We start from the raw sequence: 23,358 nt of genomic DNA, 5'->3' as shown, positions 1-23,358 counted from the left end.
GGCCGGCGGCAAATCGGGGGGCGTATTTTCCCGTAATACCCCGCCGGGCGCAAAGGCTGCGAGGCCAATTATCAGGCCGCGGCAGCAACATTTTCCTAATGAATCGCAATATGGGCGCCCTTTGGGGATTTGCCCGCACCTGCATCAAAAAAATTCAATGCACCTAAATCAAAATATTTTGATATAGCTCAAAAGCGCTGCTAGACTCCCCGCCATGCTTACTTCCAGTAGTTCCAGCGGCAGTGCCAGCGCCGAGCGTGAAGCACACGCCAGCGCCCAGATTCCACAGCTGGCGGCGACCTTAAAGGCCGCCGGGGATCCCCTGCGCTTGGAGATTCTGCGCCTGCTAGCCCAGGACTCCTACAGCGTGCTGGAGCTGTGTCGCATCTTCGACCTGCGCCAGCCGGCGCTGTCCCACCACCTGAAAGTGCTCGCGCAGGCAGGCCTGGTGAGCAAGCGCCGCGAGGGCAACAACCTGTTCTACCGCCGCACCGCGGGTAGCGAACTGCTGCAACAGCTCTTCGCCGGCCTTGACCAGCTGGCGCTCACCGAGGCCCGCGCGGAAACCGTTGCGCGGATTGCCGCGGAACGCGCCGAGGCCTCGCGCCGCTTTTTCGCGGATTACGGCAATCGCTTCCGCGAGCAGCAGGAGTTGATCGCCAGTTATAGCGTCTACGGTCCGCAAGTAGCACAGATGTTGAAACCGGGGCGTCACGCGCTGGAGGTGGGCCCTGGTGAAGGGGAATTTCTCGAGGAACTGGCAAGCCGCTTCGGCACGGTGACTGCGCTGGACCTGTCGCAGACGATGCTGGAGCGAGCGCAGGCATTTGCGGATGAGCAGGGCCTGCAGAATATCGAGTTCGTGTGCGACGACACCCGTGCGGCGGCGTCTCGTCCGGAAAGTTGCGATGCGATTGTGGTGAATATGGTTTTGCACCACACGCCGGAGCCGGCACAGATTTTTCACGATTTGCAGAAGTCGTTGAAAGTGGGCGGACAGCTGTTGATTACGGAGCTGCACGATCACAAGCAGGACTGGGCCCGGGATGCCTGTGGCGACCTGTGGCTGGGCTTTGCTCCGCAACAGTTAATTGAGTGGGCGGCCGAGGCCGGCCTGCAGAAGGGACGCAGTGAGCACAGCGCCCTGCGCAACGGCTTTCAGATTCAAATTCAGGAGTTTGTTAAGGGATCCTGAGCTTCGCCGCTTCTTTGGAGCTTTGTTTTGGCTTGCGGGCGCCACAGCACCGGGTGCAGCTCTTCGGAACCGCTGTGAATACGTCCCTGTACGCTGCGTCGGCAACATCCCTGTTGCCGACGCTTCCGAAGAGCTGCACCCGGCACTGTGGCTTAGCAACGAACAAATGAACTTCGTAAGCATAAATAGCGACGAAGTACCGAAATACAAAATTTGAAGGCCAAGGTGCCGGTGAAAGGTTTCAAAAGCATCGGCGCCATGGACGGCGCCGACGCAGCGTACAGGGATGTATTCACAGCGGTTTTGAAACCTTTCACCGGCACCTTGGACGCCCAGTAACAGGAACCAAGCTCCGGGCCAAAAGCCACAGGGCCGAGCAAATTTTATAACCGCCAGCAGCGGAATAAGTCAGGCGCATTACTGCGCGAAAGGAGAAACTCACAATGAGTGAATACAGTATCTTTACTTCGGAATCCGTATCCGAAGGACATCCGGACAAAATTGCCGACCAGATTTCCGACGCGGTTCTGGACGCCCTGCTGGCGCGCGACAAGAATGCGCGCGTTGCCTGTGAGACCCTGGTGAAAACCGGTATCGCAGTGATCGCCGGTGAAATCAGCACCTCCGCCTGGGTCGACCTCGAAGACCTGGTGCGCAAGGTCATCACCGATATCGGTTACACCTCGTCCGACGTCGGTTACGACGGCGAAACCTGTGGTGTGATCAACGTGATCGGCAAACAGTCCGTGGATATCGCCCAGGGCGTCGACCGTGTAAAACCGGAAGACCAGGGTGCTGGTGACCAGGGCTTGATGTTCGGCTACGCCACCGACGAAACCCCGACCTTCATGCCCTCCCCGATCTACTATGCTCACCGTCTGGTAGAGCGCCAGGCTGAAGCGCGCAAAACCGGCCTGCTGCCGTGGCTGCGCCCGGACGCCAAAAGTCAGGTTACTTTCCGCTACGACGAAAACGGCAAGCCGTGCGCGATCGATGCAGTAGTGCTGTCTACCCAGCACAACGAAGAGATTTCCCAGGACGACCTGCGCGAAGCAGTGATGGAACTGATCGTGCACCACGTGCTGCCCGCCGAGCTGCTGCACGAGAACACCAAGTTCCACATCAACCCCACCGGCAAGTTTGTCATCGGTGGTCCGGTGGGCGACTGTGGTCTCACCGGCCGCAAGATCATCGTCGACACCTACGGTGGTTCCGCCCGTCACGGCGGCGGCGCTTTCTCCGGCAAAGACCCGTCCAAGGTTGACCGCTCTGCAGCCTACGCCGGTCGTTACGTGGCCAAGAATATTGTGGCCGCCGGCCTCGCCAGCCGCTGTGAAATTCAGGTGTCTTACGCCATCGGCGTGGCCGAGCCGACCTCCGTGTCCATCAACACCTTCGGCACCGGCAAGGTAAGCGACGAGCGCCTGATTGAGCTGGTGCGCGAGAACTTCGACCTGCGCCCCTACGCCATCTCCAAGGCCCTGGACCTGCTGCACCCGATGTACCAGCTGACCGCGGCCTACGGTCACTTCGGCCGCGAGCCGTTTGAGCACACCTACAAGTGGGTGGACAGCAACGGCCACGAGCAGACCGAAACCTTCACCGCCTTCCCGTGGGAAAAAACCGACAAGGCGGAAACCCTGCGCGCACAGGCAGGTATTTGATTTGAACAGGCGGGCCAAAAGCCCGCCCACAACGCTCGGCACAACCAGAGCGACAACTCAGAGAATTAGGTAATGAACCAGATGAGCACTGAATTTAAAGACTTCAAAGTAGCCGACATTTCCCTCGCCGATTGGGGCCGCATGGAAATTGAAATTGCGGAAGGCGAAATGCCCGCGCTGATTACCCTGCGCGAAAAATACCGCGCGGAACAGCCGCTGGCAGGCGCCCGCATCATGGGCTGTATCCACATGACCATCCAGACTGCAGTACTGATCGAAACCCTGGTCGCCCTGGGTGCGGAAGTACGCTGGTCCTCTTGTAACATTTTCTCTACCCAGGACCACGCTGCGGCAGCCATCGCAGCGTCCGGCATCCCGGTATTTGCCTGGAAAGGCGAAACCGAGGAGGAGTACGAGTGGTGTCTCGAGCGCACCATCGGTGCCGATGTTGCCGGCTGGCAGCCCAACATGATCCTGGACGACGGCGGCGACCTTACCGAACTACTGCACCGCAAGTACCCGGAGCTGCTGGACAAGTGTCACGGTATTTCCGAGGAAACCACCACCGGTGTGCACCGTCTGCAGGACATGCTGAAAGCGGGCACCCTCAAGGTTCCGGCAATCAACGTGAACGACTCCGTCACCAAGAGCAAAAACGACAACAAGTACGGCTGTCGCCACAGCCTGAACGATGCTATCAAGCGCGGTACCGACCACCTGCTGTCTGGCAAGAAAGCGCTGGTGATTGGATACGGCGACGTGGGTAAAGGCTCCGCCGCTTCCCTGCGTCAGGAAGGCATGATCGTTAAGGTAACCGAGGTAGACCCCATCTGCGCCATGCAGGCCTGTATGGACGGCTACGAACTGGTATCTCCTTATATCAACGGCGTAAACGATGGCAGCGAGTCCTGCATCAACAAGGAACTGCTGGCGAACACCGACCTGATCGTTACCACCACCGGCAACGTCAACGTGTGCGATGCGAATATGCTGAAAGCACTCAAGTCCGGCGCCGTGGTTTCCAATATCGGCCACTTCGACAATGAGATCGACACCGCTTTCATGCGTAAAAACTGGGAGTGGCAGGAAGTAAAACCGCAGGTACACAAGATCGTGCGCAACGCGGAAACCAACGATCACCTGCTGTTGCTGTCCGAAGGTCGCCTGGTAAACCTGGGCAACGCCACCGGCCACCCCAGCCGCATCATGGACGGCTCCTTCGCCAACCAGGTGCTGGCACAGATCCACCTGTACAACGAAAAATTTGCCGACCTGCCGGCAGACCAGAAGGTTTCTGCACTGTACGTGAAAGTATTGCCCAAGCACCTGGACGAGGAAGTGGCGAAGTACATGGTGGAAGGTTTTGGCGGTGTGATTACCCGCATGACCGAAGACCAGGCCAAGTACATCGGCGTTTCTGTTGACGGCCCTTACAAGCCGGAAAGCTACAAGTATTAAAGACCTCCACACTGGATCCCGGGCCAGCTCCGGGATCCAGTGTGCCGAGGGAATGGAATAGAACAATGAGCAAGTTACGTATCAGTTTTGAATTTTTCCCGCCGAAAACCGAAGAGGGCCGGGACAAACTGTATAACACCCGCGAACAGCTGCAGGTATTCAACCCCGAGTTTTTCTCGGTCACCTACGGCGCCGGCGGCACCACCCGCGACACCACCGCAAATATCGTCACCAGTCTGCGCAAGGATGGCATTTCCATCGCACCGCACCTGTCCTTCGGCGGCGACAACGAAGAGATCGTGCTGGGCCTGCTAGAGCGCTACAAGGAAGCGGGCGTTGACCGCATTGTCGCCCTGCGCGGTGATATGCCCTCGGGCATGGGCTCGGTAGCACAGCTGGTGTACGCCAATGAGCTGGTGGCATTCATCCGCCGCCATACCGGCGATCACTTCCATCTGGAAGTGGCGGCCTATCCGGAGATTCACCCGGAAGCAGAAAGCTACGACGACGACATCCGTTTTCTCAAGGGCAAGTTCGAGGCCGGCGCCAACAGCGCGCTGACCCAGTACTTCTACAACCCGGATGCCTACTTCTACTTCCTCGACCAGTGCGAGAAAGCCGGTATCGACGCCCCCATCTACCCGGGCATCATGCCAATCACCAATTTCACCAATCTCGCGCGCTTCTCGCGCAACTGCGGAGCGGAAATCCCGCGCTGGCTGAAATACCGTATGGAGAGCTTCCGCGATCCGGAAGACGTGAAGAAGCTGGGACTGGAAATCGTTACCGACCTGTGTGAAACCCTGCTGGATGGCGGCGCGCCCGGCCTGCATTTTTACACCATGAATCAGGTGGGACCGACCGCGGATATATTGAAAGCGCTGGATCTAAATATCGCCCAGTAAGCCTAACCACACAGAATAGAGCTATGTGCTAAGAAGCGCAGATGGCGATGCCGGGGATCGCTTTGTGAGACCTTCTAAAACAGGGATGTTTTAGAAGAGCCCCCAGGGATGGGTTCACGGCGTGACTCACAAAGCGATCCCCGGCAGCGACATCGCCACCGGCCTACGCCCAGCAGACTATTTTTTCGGGCCATCCATCCACACATTGATCGGCTTGCCATCAAAATCGATCACGCGCACCACCAGCCGCCGGTTTTGCTCCCTACCCCGCTGGGTATCATTGTCGGCAACCGGATCGGAATCCCCCAGACCTGCCGCCTCAACCCGCTCCTCATCAATACCGCGCTCCAGTAAAAACTGTTTCACCCAGTTGGCTCGCCACTGCGACAGCTTGCGGTTTTTCTTCGAGTCGCCGGCGTTGTCCGTGTGCCCTTCCACGACGATTTTAAGTTTGGGAAAGTCGCGCATAATCACTAGCAGTGCTTCCACGTCTCCGAGGGTGTCCATTCGCGGCGCAAAGCCACCGGGCTCGAAATCCACATCCAGCACGAAGGTATCGCCCGCCTCCCGCGTCTGCCCCATCAGGTAGCGCACCATGTCATCGCCAAACGGCGCCGCTGTGCGCGCAGACTGTTCACCCAGACCATTGCTGACCAGGTCGCGGGGGTCGAGGGTGTATTTCTTGGTGGGGTCCGGACAGCCGCTCAGTAGCAGCGAGGGAATCAGTATCAGAAACGACGCCCAGCGCGGATATTGACGGACGATCGACTTACAGGTGGCGCTAAGGGGTGCAGGCATAGGGCCAGCTCCTCTTGGTTTCTCAGGGGTTCATCTGTTCAATTATCGATTTCACAAGTCCGACGCATTCTAGGATCGCCCCCCGTCAATCCGTAACTTTCCCGAACGAGAGCAAACCGGCACTCAGCTGCCGGCATTAGTCGCGACGGGTGATTTCTGAGATGATCACAGGCACCTTATACCTTTACGATACTTTTACGAATGCCCGACTATTTTGAAGGGCTCGGATCGCCAGGGAGACCGCGATGAACAAACAGATGATCCTGACGCTAATCGGCGCAATCGCGATTGTGATTGCCGCGATTTTTGGTTCGTCGGTAAATGCCCAGCAGATTGTCACCGTCGATCCCGGAGATGGCTGGCTGAATGCCAGTGAGGGGTATCAGGAAAAAGTCACCTGGCGGGTGGCCAGTAAAGGCGGCGCAGCATCGCCCAGGGGCGTATTCGTTAATCTGGACAACAACAAGGAGCTGGCGGTTGTGGACCGCATACTCGAGTTCAGTGGCGACCGCGGCGTGGTGACGGAAGTGGTGCAGATTTCACCGGAACAGGCGCGCAGCTGGCATGCCAAGGGTGTCCGCAGGGTCGGTTACCGGCGCGTGTTTGCCGGCGCCGCCGGCAGTCTTTCCAATCACATCCTGTTCGACCTGAATGCCAGCGGACGACTCGCGCAGGTCCAGGCTTCCCCGCCCTCCCAGACCGTGAGCAGTAAATCCCGGCAGATGATGTTGGCGTGGAGCCTCGACGGCGATATCGGCAGTATCAATGCCGTGTCCGAAAGTGGGCAGTTTCTGGTGGGAGACAGGGTTGTATACGAGGTGTCGCAGCCGCTGGTGGCCGAAGGGCAAAGTACCCTGAAAGAAACCGTGATGTTGCCACCGGGCCTGGTAGACGATCTCGTGGCCAACGGCATCTACCAGCTGCGTTACACCCGCACCTTTGTGGATGACAAGGACACCCGCCGCAGCGCCTCGGTGGATATCCGCCTGACCCAGTAAAAATCATTTCCTAATTCAGAGGTAATCCAGCAGCAACTGCATATCATGGATCACCCGCGCGCCCTCGGCTTCCAGCTGACGGCCGCGCGCGCTGTTGTGGCTGTAGCCAATAACCGGCATACCCGCAGCCACCGCCGCCTTCACCCCGGCGATGGAATCCTCCACTACCAGGCAGTGCTGCGGTTCCACCTCGAACTGGCGCGCGCTGTGCAGGAACAAGTCCGGCCAGGGCTTGCCGCGGCCCACATCATCCGCACTGAAAATACGCCCCTCGAAGAAATCCCACAGGCCCGTCTTGTTCAGGGTGATCTGCATTTTCGCATGCGGCCCCGAAGAGGCCACACAGGATTGCAGGTCTGTACCCTGCAGTTTTTCCAGTACCTCGTGGATACCGGTGACGGGCTCCAGCTCCTCGTGAAAAGCGCGGCGGATACGGCTTTCCGTGGTGTGAAAATAGGACTCCGGCAGCGGGCCACCGTAGCGCGCCTCGATATCGAGAATACAATCCCGCGACGGCCGGCCACTGAACTGCTCGTCCAGTTCCTCCGCCGTTGCCGGCATCCCCAGCTTGGTCATCTCCTCCGCCAGCACGCGACACACGATAGTCTCGCTATCCACCAGCACGCCGTCACAATCAAAGATCACCAGGCGGGTTTCTGAAAACGGGTTACCCATCAAACTTCCTTACTACAAAACTCAGGTGGCGGATATCAACAATACCCCGATCAACACACCCACCGCGCCGGCTACCCGCACCAGGTTTTCATTGCCGTGCACCACACCCAGCACAAACTCCCGCGTACGCTCGTAACCCGCCTGCAACGCATAGGCGCCGACCACTACCAGCAGAATCCCCAGTACATTGAACAGCGTGCCCCAGCTGCGGGTATCGGAAATCAGCAGGAATATCATGCCGATCACAATGCGTGCCCAGGCGGCGAAATAGAACAACTGCGGATTCATACGCTCGCTGATATCGCGCGCGATCTGCGGCTTGAGAATAATCAGCACAGACATCGCGGTTATCGCAACACCGATCAACCAGACTATCGCTTTCATTTTTGCTCCTTGCAAAAAGCTCTAAAAATCACCCCATTGAAACTGCAGTACAGACAGCGCCGCCACCGGCGCCGTCTCGGTGCGCAGCACCCGCGGCCCCAGGCGCAGCGCGTGGAACCCGCGCCCCAGCGCCAGCTCAATTTCCTCCGCCGAGAGCCCGCCTTCAGGCCCCACCAGCAACAGCGTCGACCTGGGCCGTCCCAGTTGCTGCTCCAGCTGCGCCAGCGTCTCCTCGGTGCGGTGGTGCAGCACCAGTTTCAGTGTATTGCCGGCCGCATCACCATCCACCGAATCGCGCTGCTCATCGAGGTACTGCGGCAACTTCATCGGCGGCAGAATCTCCGGCACCCGGTTGCGGGCGCTCTGCTCGCAGGCACTGATGGCAATCTGCTGCCACTGGCCCAGCTTTTTTTGCAGCCGGTCGCCGGAGAGTTTTACTTCACAGCGCTCGGTAAACAGCGGCTGGATATCCTTCACCCCCAGCTCCGTGGCCTTCTGGATTACCCAGTCGAAACGGTCGCCACGGCTGATACCAATGGCGAGAGTGATTGCCAGCGGTGACTGGCGATCATCTTCGCAGTAGTCGCCGACTTTCGCACGCGCCTTCTTCCCCGCCTCCAGCAGTTCCGCCGTATATTCACCGCCCTCGCCGTCAAACAGGATCAGCGGCCGGCCGGGGCCGAGGCGCAGAACTTTCACCAGATGACGCGATGCAGCTTCGTCTAATTGGACTTCGGTTTTACCCGCCAATGGCTCGGCGGAAAAAATACGGGGAATACGCAAAGATAGATCCTGAGAGCGGAACAGAGTTGCGTGAAGGGTAATACAGGAGCGGGAGAAGTTGTAGGTGGCATCCCTACAGATGCCGGCGGGCCAGACTGTGATCACCCCGTCCCGGTCACAGGCCGCCACCGGGCCCTACAAGCCCAGTGGCGGTTATCTATCAGGCTTTCTCAAAGCTCACGGGCAGCTCTTCGGAAACCTTGTCGCCTTTCACCTTGACCCGGAGTATCTCGATAACCTTGTACAGGTTTGGCACCAGGATCAGGGTGACCGCCGTTGCAAACAGCACCCCGAACGCCAGGCTGACCACCATTGGAATCAGGAACTGGGCCTGGATCGAGCGCTCGAACATAATCGGCACCAATCCGACAAATGTGGTGATAGACGTCAGGATGATCGGACGGAAGCGATCGTGCCCCGCCTGCTTCACCGCTTCCAGCACTTGCATACCGCCCGCGCGCAGCTGGTTGATGCGGTCCATCAACACCAGGTTATCGTTCACCACAACCCCCGCAGCGGCGAGGAAACCGAGCATCGACATCAGGCTGATGTTGTGCCCGGTGAGCAGGTGACCGACGATGGCGCCGAAGAAACCAAACGGTACCGCCGTCAGGATCAGCAGCGGCTGCGAGTAGGAGCGGAAGGCAATTGCCAGCAGCGCGTAGATCGCAAACAGCGCCAGCACGAAGAATGCCATCATCGCGCTGTTGAACTCCTTCTCTTCCTGCATCTGCCCGGAGGTCTTCAGGCTGAAGCCCGGATAGCGACGCTCCCAGTCCGCGAAGGCGTTCTTGCGCAGGTCTTCCAGCACTTTGAACGACTCGGTGGTGCCGGGCAGGATCTCGGCAGTGATACGTACCGCGCGCTCGCGGTCATTGCGCCGGATGGTGGTGAAGCCCGGTACATATACCGCATCGGCCACCGCACTGAACGGCACCTCACCCTCGTTGGTGCGAATCCGCACACGATCGATCTGCTCCTCATTGGCACGCTCTTCCTGCGGATAACGCACCATCACCCGCACATCCTCACTTCCGCGAGGAATACGCTGCACCTCTACGCCGTAGAAGCCCTGGCGTACCTGGCGGGCAACGCTGGTCAGATTCACTCCCATATTACTGGCGTGCGGCTTCAGTTGAATCTCGACATCCTGGCGCGCACTGCTGAGGTTATCGCGCACATCGTAAATGCCCTCGTAGCTGGCAAGCTTCTTCTTCACTTCGTCAGCAGCGCGGCGCATTTCCGCCATATCCCCGGAGGCAGTACTCAGGTGCAGAGACATGCTCGGGCCGGAATCATTGATGCTGTGGGCAATACGCATCTCCTCGACACTCGCAGGCACATCACCGATGTACTGGCGCCAGCGCTGAGCGAGCTCTTCCGGCGAAACATCGCGCTCCTCACCGGGCATCAGTTGCAACAACACAGTAACGTTGCCGCGCCACAGGAACGTCACACTGCTCTTCACAAACGGCTTGCCGTTGTTCTTCGCCAGCATCTCTTCATCCTGCGCCAGTTTGTCGGCAGCGGAGACAAACTTGTCCATAACCCGGGATGCCTCCTCGAAGGGCTCCCCTGCGGCCATGGTGGTATTCAGGCGCAACATGTCAGACGCCACATCCGGCATAAAACTGGACTTGAGGTAACCGCCGGCGTAGATCGCCACGGCACCTGCCAGGGCAAAGAAAAACACCATCACGGTGACACGGCTGCTGCGCAGGGACTTTTCCAGCAACGGCGCGTAGTAGCGCTCATTCACCATTTTCAGTGCGCCGGCAAACTGCCCGCGCACCGCCTGCAATTTGCGCCCCAGGCCCGAGCGGGCAGGCTGCTCCGGCTTCATCCCCACCAGGTGGGCCGGCAGGATCAGCAGGGACTCTACCAGCGAGAACGCCAGACACAACAGCACCACCGCCGCCAGTGACAGCGCCATCTGCGCGGCACCGCCGGGCAGGAACAGGAATGGCAGGAAGAACACCATGGTGGACACCACGGCAAAGATCACCGGTTTGGAAACCTGCTTGACCCCTTCATCCGCTGCCTGCAGCCCGGTCAGGCCGCGATCGTGAGCCGCGTGTACCGCCTCACCGACAATAATGGCATCGTCCACCACGATCCCGAGAATCAGCAGGAACGCAAACAGGGACAGCATGTTCAGGGTCACGCCGGTCAGAGGCAACAACCAGAACGCGCCCAGAAAGGCCGTGGCAATACCGGCGGTCACCCATACCGCCAGCGCCGGGCGCAGGAACAGCATCAGCAACACAAACACCAGCACCAGACCGCCGAAGGCATTGTTTAGCAGCAGGCTCATGCGATCCGAATACAGCTCGGACAGGTCCGACCAGATTTCCAGCTGCATGCCCGCGGGCAGATCCTTGCGCGCATCTTCGACAAAATTGCGCACACGCTCGGCGGTGGCGACCACATCCAGTGGTTCGCCCTGCAACACACGAAGGTTCATTGCCGGCTTGCCGTTGAAGCGGATCACCGAACCCTCTTCCTCGAAGCCGTCGCGAATCGTGGCGACGTCACGCAGCAGCAACTGGGTGCCATCGGCACGGCTGCGTACCGGAATCAGGCCAAAATCCTCCGCGGAATACGCCTGACCGCGCGTCTGCACCTGGATATCGCCGCGATCCGAACGGATCGTGCCGGCAGGCAGGTCCAGGGAAGAGCGGCTCACGGCGTTCGCCACGTCCTCGAATGTCAGGTTGTAGCGGCGCAGGTCGATTTCGGAAACCTCAATCGCCATCTCATCGGCACGCTCACCCCAGATATCGACCCTGCGCACGCCCTTCTGCAGCAGCAGGCCATCGCGCAGCCTGATTGCGGTCTGCTTCAGCTGGCGCTCGGACACATCGCCACCGATGGCGATATGCATCATCTGCTGTTCCCACTCATGCACCTGGACCACCGGGCGCTCGATATCGAGAGGGAAGGTATTGATGCTGTCGACCTTGACCTTGATGTCATTGAGCAGGCGCAGCTGGTCGTAGCCCTGCACGGCCTGAACCTGCACCGAGGAGTGACTGCGACGGGAGTAGGAATTGATCTCCTTGATCCCCTTCACCTCGGCAATCGCCTGCTCTACCCGTACCGTTACCTGCTGCTCGACTTCCGCAGGTCCCGCGCCGGGATAGGAGATTTCCACCGCAACCGTATCCGAGGATCCCGAAGGAAATACCTGGCGGCCAATACTCTGGATACCGAAGATGCCGCCGATGATGATCATGATCATCAACAAGTTGGCGGCCTTACTGTTGCGGACGAACCACCCGATGATGCCCTGCATGATCAGAAGACTCCTTTAGCGGACGCAGTGGAACTGCCGGCGGCTTCTTCGGCCTCAGGCTCACCGTCGTCTTCCGCGGTGTCGCCAAGGATCAGGCCAGAAGGCTTTTCATTGAGAGGATTGGGAGTCAGCACCATGCCCTCACGGGAATAGCCAAGACTGGAAACAACTACTTTGTCGCCGGTGGCAATATCGCCGCGCAGCCAAACCTGGTCGCCAACCACCTGCAGCAACTCCACAGACTTGATGCCCAGCTGGTTTTCCTCATTCAGCACCAGGATGTGATCCCCCTCGTGCAACGCCTGGCGCGGCAACAGGGTGATATCGTCGTAGGTCTTGCCGGCAATATGTGCCTCCACGAACAGGCCATTGATCAGCGGCACATCGCCCTGGTAAGGGTTCTGTACCTGTGCCACCGCGTATACAAAACGGCTATTCGGATCGATGGCGGCCTCGGTGCGCACGATCTGTCCACGCCACTCGCGCTGTTTGCCGGCAAGATTGGCAACGAAACGCACGGCCGGGCCACTTTCAATGGCGCGACCAAGGGGCAGGTCCAGCAGGGAAAGCTGATGGTCGGTCAGGGGCAGACGCACTTCCGCCACACCCACACTGTGAATACGCGCGAGCTTGGTACCCGGAGTCACGTACTGGCCGATATCGACCAGGGTCTCCACCACGCGACCGGCAAACGGGGCGCGTACTGACGTGCGCTGCAGATCCAGTTTGGCTTGATCGCGGTCGGCCTTCGCTGCCGCCAGCGCGGCCTCAGCAGCGGCCAGTTGCGGTTTGCGCAGGAAGAGGCGGTTGGCCGCATCGCTGCCCAGATCACGCCATTCGCGCTTGGCCTGTTTGGCACGCCCCTGCTCCTGCGCCAGGGTGGCGGCGGCATTGGCCACCTGGGACTCACTGCGGGTCAGCGCGTGGCGATAATCCGCCGACTCAATCTGTACCAGGGAATCCCCCTCGTCGAAGAAGCCCCCGGGTACGAACGCCTGATCAACCCCCTGGATGACACCACCTACCCGGGCCACGACTTCAATCTCGTGACGCGCGTGGACAGAGCCCTGACTGGGCACCAGCAGAGTTTGACGACCCGGCTCCGCATAGAGGACATCCGCAGACGGCGGCAGCGCTACCTCGGCAACTTTTTCCTCTGGTTTGGGCGCCATCATGGTAATTGCGGCTATCGCTGTCACACCGGCGACGATCACAATTCCTAGAACTTTATTTTTACTCGAGGGCTTCACAAACACTTCCATTGATCAAAATTTAACTAGTTTGGCATTTTACTGGAGTTCAACCAGAAAGGAACTGTCCCCAGATGCAAACCACCGCAACAAATTGCACTTGACCGCAAATGGGCGCTGTGCACGGTTTCCGTGTCAGATTCAGCCTTGGTGCACGCCGCCGCTTGCCCCATAATGGCCGCCCTCTTTTGACCGTTCCGCGCCGTTCAATACTGCCCTTATGGGCGGAAGCGCGCGCCCGATTTTCGACTGATGGCCCGAGGGCCAGCGCACCATCTGAGGATGTAAATAACAAGATGCTGGATATCAACGCCCGTATTGCCGAAGAGCTCAATGTACGCCCGCAGCAGGTGGCCGCTGCAGTAGGACTGCTGGACGAAGGTGCCACAGTTCCTTTTATTTCCCGTTACCGTAAAGAGGTCACCGGTGAGCTGGACGACTCCCAGCTGCGCACCCTGGAAGATCGCCTGCGCTACCTGCGCGAGATGGAAGAGCGCCGCGCCGCGATCCTGAAAAGTATCGATGAGCAGGGCAAACTTACGCCGGAACTGGCAAACCAGATCAATGCCGCCGACACCAAGAACCGTCTCGAAGACCTCTACCTCCCATACAAACCCAAGCGCCGCACCAAGGGCCAGATCGCCATCGAAGCGGGCCTCGAGCCGCTGGCCGATGCGCTCTACGCCGACCCCGGCCTGAACCCGGAAGAAGAGGCACAGAAGTACCTCAACACCGACAATGAAGATGCCGCCCTGCACGTCAAAGACATCAAGGGTGCGCTGGACGGTGCCAAGTTCATCCTGATGGAGCGCTTTGCCGAAGACGCCGAGCTGCTGGGCAAGCTGCGGGACTTCCTGAGCCGCGAGGGCCAGGTGAAATCCAAGCTGCTGGACGGCAAGGAACAGGAAGGCGCCAAGTTCCGCGATTACTTCGAGTACGCCGAGCCTTTTTCCAAGGTGCCCAGCCACCGCGCCCTGGCCATCTTCCGCGGTCGCAACGAAGGTATCCTCGCGATCAATCTGGGGCTGGAGGGCGACGAAGAGCGCACCGCGACACAGGCCCACCCCTGCGAAGCGATGATTGCGCGCCACGTGGACATCGAGGACCTGGGCCGTCCTGCGGACAAGTGGTTGGGTGAAGTGGTGCGCTGGACCTGGCGCATCAAGCTGCTCACCAGCCTCGAGACCGATCTGCTGGGCCAGCTGCGCGAAATGGCCGAGGAAGAGGCCATCAAGGTGTTCTCCCGCAACCTGAAAGACCTGCTGCTGGCCGCACCGGCGGGCCAGAAGGCCACCATCGGCCTCGACCCGGGCCTGCGCACCGGGGTGAAAGTGGCCGTGGTTGACGCTACCGGCAAGGTGCTGGACCACACCGCTATTTACCCGACCCCACCGCAGAACCGCATTCAGGAATCTGCCGCGGTGATCGCCGCCTTCTGCAACAAATACGACGTGGGCCTTATCGCCATCGGCAACGGTACCGCCAGCCGCGAAACCGACAAGTTTGTCGGCGAGACCATCAAGCAGTACAAGCTGACCGCGCAAAAAGTGATGGTGAACGAGGCAGGCGCCTCTGTGTACTCCGCCTCCGAGTTCGCGGCGAAAGAATTCCCGGACCTGGACGTGACCATCCGCGGTGCCATCTCCATCGCCCGTCGCCTGCAGGACCCGCTGGCGGAACTGGTGAAGATCGAACCGAAGTCCATCGGTGTGGGCCAGTACCAGCACGACGTTTCCCAGACTCAGCTGGCGCGCTCCCTGGACGCGGTGGTGGAAGACTGTGTAAACGGCGTCGGCGCCGAGCTGAACTCCGCCTCAGCGCCGCTGCTGGCGAGGGTATCCGGCCTCAGCGCGTCCATTGCCAACAATATTGTGACTTACCGCGACCAGAACGGCGCCTTCAAGAGCCGCAAGGAACTGAAGGAAGTGCCGCGCCTCGGACCCAAGGCCTTCGAACAGGCGGCCGGCTTCCTGCGTATCAACAACGGCGAAGACCCGCTGGATAAATCCGGCGTGCACCCGGAAGCCTACGTGGTGGTCAAACGTATTGCCGAGAAAAACGGTCGTGAGATCAACGGCCTGATCGGCGACTCCGGCTTCCTGCGCCGCCTGAACCCGGCGGACTACACCGACGAAAAATTCGGTCTGCCCACGGTGAAAGACATCATCGCAGAGCTGGAAAAGCCCGGCCGCGACCCGCGCCCGGAATTCCGCACCGCCCAGTTCGAAGACGGCGTTGAGGAAATCAAGGACCTGCGCCCGGGCATGGTACTGGAAGGCACCGTCACCAACGTCACCAACTTCGGCGCATTTGTGGATATCGGCGTGCACCAGGACGGCCTGGTCCACATCTCCGCGCTGTCCGAGAAGTTCGTCAAGGACCCGCACGAAGTGGTCAAGGCAAACGACATCGTCAAGGTGAAGGTGATGGAAGTGGACGTAGCGCGCAAGCGTATCGGCCTGTCCATGCGCATGTCTGACGAGCCCGGCGAGCAGGGCAGCGGCGGCGTCAAGAAAGCCGACCACCGCGAGAGCCGTCAGGCTCAGCGCCACAACAACCGCAGCCGCCAGCAACAGGGCGGTGGCAACGGCGGTCGCGGCAGCATGGGTGACCTGCTGGCAGCGGCGATGAAGGGTAAAAAGTAACAGCCCATTCACACTACAAAGGGCGATCATTGATCGCCCTTTTTTATTCCCGATCGTTAAAACTATTCTTATAAAAATTGACAGGCTTAGCGAGATGACACTTTCAACCTCCGACCGCGCCCGCTTGCAGGCATTTCTGGAAAACACCCGCGAGAATACGGAATCCTACCTCGGCTATCCGGTGTCCAAGGATTTCGAATTCGACGACCTGGTGGAATTCCTGCGCTATCCGCTCAACAACCTCGGCGATCCGTTCAGCGACTCCACCTGGCGGGTAGACAGCCGAGGATTCGAGCGCGACGTGATTACGTTTTTTGCGGAGATGCTGCGCGCACCGGAAAACGACTGGTGGGGATACGTCACCAACGGCGGTACCGAAGGCAACCTGTACGGACTCTACCTGGCGCGGGAACTGCTGCCCAAGGGCATCGTGTATTACTCCCAGGACACCCACTACAGCGTGGCCAAGAACCTGCACTTCCTGGGCATGCGCCACATCATGATCCGCTCGCAGAAAAACGGCGAGATTGATTACGACGATCTGCGCGAGACATTGCGCGCGCGCCGCGATATTCCGCCGATCATTTTCGCCAATATCGGCACCACCATGACCGAAGCGCGCGACGACCTGAAAAAGATCAACAACATTCTCGACGAAATGGCGTTCAGCCAGCGCTACATCCACAGCGACGCAGCACTGTGCGGGGGCATGGCGCCGTTTATGGATCCGCGCCCCGCCTTCGATTTTGCCGACGGCGCCGACAGCATCTCCATCAGCGGCCACAAGTTCTTTGGCTCACCGATACCCTGCGGCATCGTGCTGGCGCGCAAGTGCAATGTGGACCGCATTGCGCGCTCCATCTCCTATATCGGCAACCTGGACACCACCATCACCGGCTCGCGCAATGGATTTACCCCGCTGGTACTGTGGCACACCATCAAGTCTCTGGGGGTCGAGGGGCTGGCAGCACGGGTACAGCATTCACTGGATACTGCCAGCTATGCCGAAACCCAGATGCGCCACGCAGGCATCAGCGCCTGGCGCAATGCCAATGCGATTACCGTGGTATTCCCACAGGTGGCAGAATCGGTAAAACAGAAATGGCAGCTGGCCACTGCCAATGGGGAAAGCCATGTGATCTGTATGCCGAACGTCACCCGCGCACAGATCGATGAGCTGATCGAAGATATGCTGGCGACTGCGTCAGAGTAGAGCGTGACCTCTTGAGAGAGCACAGCGTTCCGCCCGATACACACTGGGCGCGCCCCCTGGGAATGTGTGCGGCGGATCTATCAAAGTAGTACAAATAACCCGAAAGAGCTAAACAATTAATAAACCAAAGGCGGCCCATGGCCGCCTTTTTTATGTGAGCGCTTTCGCTGAAAACACCCGATTAATCACGCCCCAACCGGAACAACGAGAATGCCATCCGGACCATGGCAATCACTACGATGCAATAACTACTACTCCACATCAGAATTAGCAACGGCGAATACCCATTGCCGTTCCAGAAGCCGTAGATCAGATGCGTAGCGCACAGTGTGAGTGCAAACACCAGGCAAAACAGGCGCGGGTTCTGAACAGGAAAGCGTGCCGCCACCCAAAGCGACAACAGTATCAACAAGCCGATACCCAGCGGATACACCACCAGCAGGCTCCAGAGAAACATGGACAGATTTGAGCCGATACTCTGCATCGGCCCGTTTAGCCACTGCGGAATCGCCAGGGCTGCGGAAAAGCCGATGGTGTAGATCGACATCCAGACCGAGAAAATTCCCAACGCAATAGCGATGGTAGACTCGATGAGTTTTGTCCTATTCACAGTTACTTCCCTCCTTCACAATCACACATGCTCAAGTTGAAATTCTGCCCCGGGGTTACACATAAAATGCAAAGGCCGTTCCAGTACGGGATGCGTAAAACCCAACTCCTGCGCATGTAGCAGCAATCGCGGCGCTGCCGTCAGGGCTTCCTCATGGGCGTAAAAGGGATCCCCAAGAATGGGATGTCCCAAGGCCTGCATATGCACACGTAACTGGTGCGAGCGGCCAGAGATCGGGGTCAATTCCAGCAAGCTGGTACGGCCGTCGCTGGAAAGCTTTTTCCAGCGTGTCTGTGACGGCTTGCCTACCTCGAAGTCCACTTTCTGCCGGGGTCGATTGGGCCAGTCGCAGATCAGCGGCAAGTCCACCTCCCCGTCTTCCTCCCGCGGCTCTCCCCATACCCGCGCGATATAGATTTTCTCCACCGCGCGCTGCTGAAACAGACCGCTCAACTGGCGGTGGATATCCGGCCCCCGCGCCATAACCACAAGACCGGAGGTATCCATATCCAGGCGGTGCACGATCAAAGCGTCCGGATACTCCTGCTGTGCGCGACTGGCGAGACTGTCTTTATGCGCCGGATCGCGCCCCGGCACGGTTAGCAGACCACTGGGTTTGTCCAGCACAAGCAAGTGGGCGTCACTGTAGACGACATCCAGGTACGGATCGGAAGGTGGGTTGTAGGGACGCAAAACTGGATCTCGGAGTAACAACGAATGCCCGCAAGCTTACGCAATTTTGCGCCGCAAGCAAAAAGCGGGCACCGATCCAGCCCCAGCCTGCCCTGGTCATCGACCCACTCATTTATTTATATGAATCATATATGGTTCATATATACTCTTTATGAAATATCAACTGTGGAGAGCACCTTGGGAATCGTAAAAATATCCGACAAGCTGCACGATGAGATCCGCGGCGCCAGCACCGTTATGTCTCGCTCCATTAACGCCCAGGCCGAGTTCTGGATGCGCATCGGGATGCTCGCGGAGCTCAACCCCGAGCTGAACTACAACCAGCTTTGCAAGATGCTGCTACGGAACCCCTCGGCCAGCCTGGAGACACTGACCCGTGAATAAGGTGCAGGTAAAAACACCGCAGCAACAGGCGTTGATGCGCGAGTCGGGCCATTTGCTGAGCGAGGTATTCCAGATGCTGGATAACTTTGTGGCGCCGGGGGTGACCACCATGGAAATCGACCGTCAGGTGGAAGACTTCATCACGAACACCCTTGCTGCGCGCCCAGCCAGCAAGGGACAGTATGACTACCCCTACTCCCTGAACACCTCCATCAATGAAGTAGTGTGTCACGGTATGCCAAGCGCGTCGCGCAAGCTGAAAAGCGGCGATATCGTCAACCTGGACATCACCCTGGAAAAAAATGGCTATATCGCCGACTCCAGTAAAATGTACCTGGTCGGTGACGTCTCCCCCGCTGCGCGCAATCTGGTGAACACAACCTACGACGCCATGTGGTGCGGTATCCACTCGGTGCGTCCCGGAGCAACCCTCGGCGATATCGGCCATGCGATCCAGCAACACGCGGAACAGTACGGTTACAGTGTGGTAAGGGAATATTGTGGCCACGGCATTGGCCGCGAAATGCACGAAGCCCCGCAGGTCCTGCACTTCGGCCGCCCTGGCACCGGCGAGGTACTGAAAGAGGGAATGACCTTCACTATCGAACCCATGATCAATCAGGGCACACACAAAACCAAAACCAAAAAAGATGGTTGGACGGTAGTAACACGCGATGGGAAATTGTCTGCACAGTGGGAGCACACAGTACTGGTAACCGCGGAAGGATTTGAAGTGCTCACCCTGAGAGCTGACGAATCCGTTGCCCCCGGCACACAAAATCGAGGGTAATCATGCAAGAAATTGAATTCTCGAAAGACCAGAAAGAAAGAATGGTGGGCAAGATCAAGTCGTACTTCAGTGATGAACTGCAACAGGACATCGGCGGGTTTGAGGCGGAGTTCCTGATCGATTTTTTCGCAAAGGAGCTGGGACCCTATTTCTACAATCGCGGTCTTTTCGATGCCCAACAGGTTTTCAACGAAAAGACCGAAGAGGCCGGGTATGTTATTCAGGAGCTGGAAAAACCCGAAGGCTACTAACACCGCTATTAGCACTGTATGGATACAAGCTCTGTCGGCGGTACACGGCTAACGCCACAGATACATACTGGCGCGTTTGTTGAGGATATTCAGTGTAAATGGCTCTGCGCAGGGAGCTTGTGCCAGGCCGTAGCAGACATGCAGTGGCAACAGGTGTTCCTCCCGCGGGTGGCAGAAACGCGCCCCGGTTGCGGCCTGCCAGTTAACCAGTCGCTGTGCCCGCTCCGATTCACTCAACCCGGTGCTGGTCAGAGTCTCGTGCAGCCATTCCTCGAATCCGACATTGAGTGCGCGGGATTCCGCGGTCTCTTCGGCGAAAAAAGCGCGCATATTGTGGAAGGAAAAACCGGAACCAATCACCAGCAGGTTTGCGACTTCCAGATCTCTGATGGCTTCGCCTATCTGCAGGTGTACCCCGGCATCCAGGTTGTTTTTCAGGGACAACTGCACACAGGGAAACTCCGCATTCGGGAACAGAATTTTCAGGGGCACGAAAAGACCGTGATCAAATCCCCGCGACGTATCCATCGCAGAGTCGATGTCCGCCTTCGTCAAAGCAGCGTGTACTGCCTGCGCCAACGCGGGATCGCCCGGGGCGGGATATTGAATACTGTAGGACGCCTCCGGAAACCCGTAGTAATCGTAGATCAGCGGCGGGTTTTCACCGGAGGTCAATGTGGGCACGCCCTCTTCCCAGTGCGCACTGATCACGAGGATGGCAGAAGGCCTGCGCAAGCGTGTGGCTATATCCTGTAGACACTCAACCATTTCCCTGTGCCCGGGATCGCCCAGCAATGGCAGAGGGCCGCCCCCGTGGGAGACAAACAGAACTTCCGGACGTTCGCTGCTATTCGACATCGGCACACCCCTTCAGACTATTGCAGATGTCTATTCTAGTCGATGCGGGACAGCGCCTGTCGAGTGGCATCGGGAATAGGCACCGAGCGGTTTTCAGTGCGCGCGACAAATACATGGGTAAAACTGCCACTGGCCGCTGCCAAGGAATCACCCGCGGGAAAAATACCCACCCGGTAAACCACCGAGCTGTTACCGAGTTTTTCCACCCGGATACCCGCTTCCAGTTGCTGCGGATAAGCCAGGGGCGCGCGGTAGTCGCAGCTGGAGCTCACCACAAACGCGACCACCTCACTGCTGTGAATATCCAATCCCCCCTCTTCAATCAGGTAGCGGTTTACCGCACTGTCGAAGTAGCTGTAGTAGGTCACGTTGTTCACGTGGCCGTAGATATCGTTATCGTGCCAGCGGGTGGTGATGGGGTAGAACACCCGGTAGTGCTCGCGGGTGAAGTGTTCTTCCGGTGACGTCTTTGACATGGATTCTCTAAATTTTTCTGCTTGCGGTGCGCAATGTTTACTAAAACGCCGCCCGATATATCGCGAGGGCGTCCTGCTCGGTGACCATACGGGGATTGTTTACCAGCAGTCGCTGCTGCTCCATTGCATCGGCGGCGAGTTGCGCCAGGCTGTCTTCGGTAACACCGCAATCCCGCAGTTTGGCAGGTAGCCCCAATTCCGCGATCAGGTTTTCCAGCCAGCAGATCAGCGCTGCGGTTTTCTTTTGCGCGCTCCCGCTTGGGCATTCCACCCCCATTATGGTCTGCGCCAGTTGCGCATAAAGTTCGGCCGCCGCCGGCGCGTTGAAGCGCAGAACATGGGGCAAGACCAGGGAATTACTGAGGCCGTGGGGAATATGAAAGCGCCCCCCGAGCGGATATGCCAGCGCGTGCACCGCGGCCACCGGCGCATTGGCGAATGCCTGGCCGGCATACAGCGCCCCCAGCAGCATCTTGCCGCGGGCCTCCAGATCGAATCCGCGATGGGTGGCAGTGGCGATATTGGTGGCCAGTAGGCTCAGCGCCTCGCGGGCCAGCATATCCGATATCGGATTCTTCTTGTGGGCGGTGGTGTAGGCCTCAATCGCATGCACCATGGCGTCGATGCCGGTGGCGGCAGTCACATGGGCGGGCAGGCCGAGGGTAAGTCTGGCATCGAGTAGCGCGGTGTCCGGCTGCAGGTGCGGGGAGACAATGCCGGCCTTGGTGGTTTCACCGGTGGTAACGATGGCGATGGGTGTGACTTCAGATCCGGTGCCCGCGGTAGTCGGCACCTGCAGCAGGGGCAAACGCGGTCCCTGTACATTACCCACACCGTAGAGCTCCTCCAGGGACTGGCGGCAATCCCCGTGCGCCAGCACCGCGACCAGCTTGGCCACATCCATGGAGCTGCCGCCGCCAAAACCCACCACCATTTCTGCACCCAGTGTGCGCGCGGCCTGGACAGCGGCTTCCACCGTGGCACTTTTGGGGTCGGCTTCCACCCGGTCGAAGATACCCAGGCGCAGGTCGGCGCTGTCGAATCCCGGCAACACGCTATCCAGCAGGCCGGCGTTCAGGATGCCATTGTCGGTGACCAGCAACACTCGCCCGGCACCGGCTGCACGGCAGTGCTCCGCCAGTCGGTCGGCCGCGCCGGCTTCACAAACAATGGTTCTGGTGGTGGAAAAAGTGAAATCTTGCATGGGTCCCCCGGCTCACCTCAGGGAATCCATTGAACGGGTGTCGCGCCCGCTTGGCCATTACCTCAGACTTCCTGCTGGGAAATCCGCCTCAGACACAGAATCCGCGCAGCAGGCGCCGCAACACATCGCCGCTCGATGCGCCCTTGATGGACACGCTGGTCACCGTAGAGAACTCCAGGTACTGCACCGTCCACAGCAACATGTGGGCATCCATTCGCGGGTTTTCACCACCCAGGGGAGACACGAAGCGCAGGGCCAGAGAGGTAATCCAATCGGTGTACTCCTGGATCTCCTCGGTGAGCGCTTGCGATGGGTGCTGTTCAAACAGGTACTGGCACTCGATCCGGAGCAGTTTCACCCGCTCGCTTGAGTGGACATCGATGTACTGCTCGAGCTCACTGGCAAATGCCTCCGCATAAGACTGCCTGGATGCCAGGCTTCCATCGGCAACTGCGGAGCTGGCCAGCAATTCTTCCAGCTGCTGCGCGAGCCCGGTAATCAGCGGCACCATTTGCGCACGGAACTGGCGGAAAGCGGCCACCAGAATATTGTCGATAGTGCCGAAATAATACGTGGTCATCGCCAGCTGGACGCCAGCCTCGCTGGCAATGGAACGGTGAGACAGCGCCGCCAGCCCCTCGCTGGCAATGATATCGAGGGTGGCATTGAGGATCTTTGTCTTGGCGATTTCGCGCTTCTCGGCCTTTTTGTCCGGGGCCGAAGTCGTGCGCGATGTTTTTCCAGGGCTTTCCTTGCCAGCAAAGGTGCTGGATACCATGTTGACTGCCTCACACGGGAAGATAGGTACGGATGTGCAGGGCACACCCGC

Annotated in this window: 22 protein-coding genes; 10 read left to right on the top strand and 12 right to left on the bottom strand. The window is 58.9% G+C overall.

Translation table 11 applies throughout. From position 1 onward, the window contains the following. The first annotated feature begins 214 nt into the window (after window positions 1-214). From ACONT6_RS00600 to metF, 4 genes are all read left to right on the top strand, one after another. A complete protein-coding gene (locus ACONT6_RS00600) occupies window positions 215-1,195 on the top strand; it encodes a metalloregulator ArsR/SmtB family transcription factor (protein WP_428819970.1) in 981 nt (326 codons plus the stop codon). A gap of 443 nt (window positions 1,196-1,638) precedes the next feature. Further along, on the top strand, window positions 1,639-2,859 hold the full coding sequence (metK, locus tag ACONT6_RS00595; RefSeq protein ID WP_428819969.1) for a methionine adenosyltransferase: 1,221 nt from the start codon (window positions 1,639-1,641) through the stop codon (window positions 2,857-2,859). An 81-nt stretch (window positions 2,860-2,940) separates the two neighbouring features. Next, complete coding sequence (gene ahcY / locus ACONT6_RS00590) at window positions 2,941-4,317, top strand: adenosylhomocysteinase (protein ID WP_428819968.1); 1,377 nt, start codon at window positions 2,941-2,943, stop codon at window positions 4,315-4,317. A 65-nt stretch (window positions 4,318-4,382) separates the two neighbouring features. After that, window positions 4,383-5,222 (top strand): methylenetetrahydrofolate reductase [NAD(P)H], encoded by an 840-nt coding sequence (gene metF / locus ACONT6_RS00585; protein ID WP_428819967.1) that lies wholly within the window; start codon window positions 4,383-4,385, stop codon window positions 5,220-5,222. A 177-nt stretch (window positions 5,223-5,399) separates the two neighbouring features. On the opposite strand, the gene ACONT6_RS00580 is transcribed toward metF, so the two are convergent. Further along, window positions 5,400-6,020 carry an OmpA family protein gene (locus tag ACONT6_RS00580; protein ID WP_428819966.1) on the bottom strand — a complete coding sequence of 207 codons (621 nt, stop codon included), beginning with the start codon at window positions 6,018-6,020 and terminating at the stop codon, window positions 5,400-5,402. 245 nt (window positions 6,021-6,265) lie between these two features. On the opposite strand from ACONT6_RS00580, the gene ACONT6_RS00575 reads away from it, so the two are divergent. Beyond that, the gene (locus tag ACONT6_RS00575) at window positions 6,266-7,018 is read left to right on the top strand and encodes a hypothetical protein (RefSeq protein ID WP_428819965.1); all 753 of its coding nucleotides are present in this window, start codon (window positions 6,266-6,268) and stop codon (window positions 7,016-7,018) included. A 15-nt stretch (window positions 7,019-7,033) separates the two neighbouring features. Here ACONT6_RS00575 and ACONT6_RS00570 read toward each other — a convergent pair whose 3' ends face one another. The 5 genes from ACONT6_RS00570 to ACONT6_RS00550 form a co-directional block, all read right to left on the bottom strand. Then, complete coding sequence (locus tag ACONT6_RS00570; RefSeq protein WP_428819964.1) at window positions 7,034-7,693, bottom strand: HAD family hydrolase; 660 nt, start codon at window positions 7,691-7,693, stop codon at window positions 7,034-7,036. A gap of 21 nt (window positions 7,694-7,714) precedes the next feature. After that, complete coding sequence (locus ACONT6_RS00565; protein WP_181254456.1) at window positions 7,715-8,077, bottom strand: hypothetical protein; 363 nt, start codon at window positions 8,075-8,077, stop codon at window positions 7,715-7,717. Between the two features lie 21 nt (window positions 8,078-8,098). Continuing rightward, a complete protein-coding gene (locus ACONT6_RS00560; RefSeq protein ID WP_428821532.1) occupies window positions 8,099-8,860 on the bottom strand; it encodes a 16S rRNA (uracil(1498)-N(3))-methyltransferase in 762 nt (253 codons plus the stop codon). Window positions 8,861-9,020: 160 nt separating this feature from the next. Next, window positions 9,021-12,155 carry an efflux RND transporter permease subunit gene (locus ACONT6_RS00555; RefSeq protein ID WP_428819963.1) on the bottom strand — a complete coding sequence of 1,045 codons (3,135 nt, stop codon included), beginning with the start codon at window positions 12,153-12,155 and terminating at the stop codon, window positions 9,021-9,023. A 2-nt stretch (window positions 12,156-12,157) separates the two neighbouring features. Further along, window positions 12,158-13,330 carry an efflux RND transporter periplasmic adaptor subunit gene (locus tag ACONT6_RS00550; protein ID WP_428819962.1) on the bottom strand — a complete coding sequence of 391 codons (1,173 nt, stop codon included), beginning with the start codon at window positions 13,328-13,330 and terminating at the stop codon, window positions 12,158-12,160. Window positions 13,331-13,701: 371 nt separating this feature from the next. Here ACONT6_RS00550 and ACONT6_RS00545 point away from each other — a divergent pair, with 371 nt between their 5' ends. Together ACONT6_RS00545 and ACONT6_RS00540 are read left to right on the top strand one after the other, a co-directional pair. Beyond that, window positions 13,702-16,050 carry a Tex family protein gene (locus ACONT6_RS00545; protein ID WP_428819961.1) on the top strand — a complete coding sequence of 783 codons (2,349 nt, stop codon included), beginning with the start codon at window positions 13,702-13,704 and terminating at the stop codon, window positions 16,048-16,050. Between the two features lie 94 nt (window positions 16,051-16,144). Next, window positions 16,145-17,263: a histidine decarboxylase gene (locus ACONT6_RS00540; protein ID WP_428819960.1), complete on the top strand. Its 1,119-nt coding sequence runs from the start codon at window positions 16,145-16,147 to the stop codon at window positions 17,261-17,263. Between the two features lie 181 nt (window positions 17,264-17,444). Here the strand turns inward: ACONT6_RS00540 and ACONT6_RS00535 are convergent, their stop codons facing one another. Together ACONT6_RS00535 and ACONT6_RS00530 are read right to left on the bottom strand one after the other, a co-directional pair. Beyond that, a complete protein-coding gene (locus ACONT6_RS00535) occupies window positions 17,445-17,873 on the bottom strand; it encodes a hypothetical protein (protein WP_428819959.1) in 429 nt (142 codons plus the stop codon). A gap of 21 nt (window positions 17,874-17,894) precedes the next feature. Continuing rightward, the gene (locus tag ACONT6_RS00530) at window positions 17,895-18,566 is read right to left on the bottom strand and encodes a pseudouridine synthase (protein ID WP_428819958.1); all 672 of its coding nucleotides are present in this window, start codon (window positions 18,564-18,566) and stop codon (window positions 17,895-17,897) included. A 177-nt stretch (window positions 18,567-18,743) separates the two neighbouring features. Between ACONT6_RS00530 and ACONT6_RS00525 the strand changes: the two genes are divergently transcribed. From ACONT6_RS00525 to ACONT6_RS00515, 3 genes are read left to right on the top strand one after another with little or no spacing between them, the layout of a single operon-like run. Beyond that, a complete protein-coding gene (locus ACONT6_RS00525; RefSeq protein WP_428819957.1) occupies window positions 18,744-18,950 on the top strand; it encodes a ParD-like family protein in 207 nt (68 codons plus the stop codon). Next, on the top strand, window positions 18,943-19,740 hold the full coding sequence (gene map / locus ACONT6_RS00520) for a type I methionyl aminopeptidase (protein WP_428819956.1): 798 nt from the start codon (window positions 18,943-18,945) through the stop codon (window positions 19,738-19,740). The genes ACONT6_RS00525 and map overlap by 8 nt, the downstream gene beginning before the upstream one ends. Window positions 19,741-19,742: 2 nt before the next feature. Next, a complete protein-coding gene (locus ACONT6_RS00515; RefSeq protein ID WP_181254467.1) occupies window positions 19,743-19,991 on the top strand; it encodes a DUF2164 domain-containing protein in 249 nt (82 codons plus the stop codon). Between the two features lie 48 nt (window positions 19,992-20,039). On the opposite strand, the gene ACONT6_RS00510 is transcribed toward ACONT6_RS00515, so the two are convergent. The 4 genes from ACONT6_RS00510 to ACONT6_RS00495 all read right to left on the bottom strand — a co-directional run bounded on the left by ACONT6_RS00510 (window position 20,040) and on the right by ACONT6_RS00495 (window position 23,307). Beyond that, on the bottom strand, window positions 20,040-20,849 hold the full coding sequence (locus tag ACONT6_RS00510) for a DODA-type extradiol aromatic ring-opening family dioxygenase (RefSeq protein ID WP_428819955.1): 810 nt from the start codon (window positions 20,847-20,849) through the stop codon (window positions 20,040-20,042). A 35-nt stretch (window positions 20,850-20,884) separates the two neighbouring features. Continuing rightward, complete coding sequence (locus ACONT6_RS00505; RefSeq protein ID WP_428819954.1) at window positions 20,885-21,325, bottom strand: acyl-CoA thioesterase; 441 nt, start codon at window positions 21,323-21,325, stop codon at window positions 20,885-20,887. Window positions 21,326-21,365: 40 nt separating this feature from the next. Further along, window positions 21,366-22,529 (bottom strand): iron-containing alcohol dehydrogenase, encoded by a 1,164-nt coding sequence (locus ACONT6_RS00500; protein WP_428819953.1) that lies wholly within the window; start codon window positions 22,527-22,529, stop codon window positions 21,366-21,368. Window positions 22,530-22,617: 88 nt separating this feature from the next. Continuing rightward, entirely contained in the window at window positions 22,618-23,307 is a 690-nt protein-coding gene (locus ACONT6_RS00495; protein WP_428819952.1) for a TetR/AcrR family transcriptional regulator, read from the bottom strand. Window positions 23,308-23,358: the final 51 nt, after the last annotated feature.

This window comes from Microbulbifer sp. MCCC 1A16149, from assembly GCF_050368945.1.
Lineage (GTDB): Bacteria > Pseudomonadota > Gammaproteobacteria > Pseudomonadales > Cellvibrionaceae > Microbulbifer.
The sequence above is the reverse complement of the archived record's forward strand: the minus strand, read 5'-3'. Positions and strand labels throughout refer to the sequence as shown.

Coding starts and splice junctions, on each gene's coding strand:
- metF (WP_428819967.1), top strand. CDS start 4,383: ATGAGCAAGTTACGTATCAGTTTTGAATTTTTCCCGCCGAAAACCGAA.
- ACONT6_RS00600 (WP_428819970.1), top strand. CDS start 215: ATGCTTACTTCCAGTAGTTCCAGCGGCAGTGCCAGCGCCGAGCGTGAA.
- ACONT6_RS00565 (WP_181254456.1), bottom strand. CDS start 8,077: ATGAAAGCGATAGTCTGGTTGATCGGTGTTGCGATAACCGCGATGTCT.
- metK (WP_428819969.1), top strand. CDS start 1,639: ATGAGTGAATACAGTATCTTTACTTCGGAATCCGTATCCGAAGGACAT.
- ACONT6_RS00500 (WP_428819953.1), bottom strand. CDS start 22,529: ATGCAAGATTTCACTTTTTCCACCACCAGAACCATTGTTTGTGAAGCC.
- ACONT6_RS00580 (WP_428819966.1), bottom strand. CDS start 6,020: ATGCCTGCACCCCTTAGCGCCACCTGTAAGTCGATCGTCCGTCAATAT.
- ACONT6_RS00550 (WP_428819962.1), bottom strand. CDS start 13,330: ATGATGGCGCCCAAACCAGAGGAAAAAGTTGCCGAGGTAGCGCTGCCG.
- ahcY (WP_428819968.1), top strand. CDS start 2,941: ATGAGCACTGAATTTAAAGACTTCAAAGTAGCCGACATTTCCCTCGCC.
- ACONT6_RS00555 (WP_428819963.1), bottom strand. CDS start 12,155: ATGCAGGGCATCATCGGGTGGTTCGTCCGCAACAGTAAGGCCGCCAAC.
- ACONT6_RS00495 (WP_428819952.1), bottom strand. CDS start 23,307: ATGGTATCCAGCACCTTTGCTGGCAAGGAAAGCCCTGGAAAAACATCG.
- ACONT6_RS00515 (WP_181254467.1), top strand. CDS start 19,743: ATGCAAGAAATTGAATTCTCGAAAGACCAGAAAGAAAGAATGGTGGGC.
- ACONT6_RS00540 (WP_428819960.1), top strand. CDS start 16,145: ATGACACTTTCAACCTCCGACCGCGCCCGCTTGCAGGCATTTCTGGAA.
- ACONT6_RS00510 (WP_428819955.1), bottom strand. CDS start 20,849: ATGTCGAATAGCAGCGAACGTCCGGAAGTTCTGTTTGTCTCCCACGGG.
- ACONT6_RS00505 (WP_428819954.1), bottom strand. CDS start 21,325: ATGTCAAAGACGTCACCGGAAGAACACTTCACCCGCGAGCACTACCGG.
- ACONT6_RS00570 (WP_428819964.1), bottom strand. CDS start 7,693: ATGGGTAACCCGTTTTCAGAAACCCGCCTGGTGATCTTTGATTGTGAC.
- ACONT6_RS00575 (WP_428819965.1), top strand. CDS start 6,266: ATGAACAAACAGATGATCCTGACGCTAATCGGCGCAATCGCGATTGTG.
- ACONT6_RS00545 (WP_428819961.1), top strand. CDS start 13,702: ATGCTGGATATCAACGCCCGTATTGCCGAAGAGCTCAATGTACGCCCG.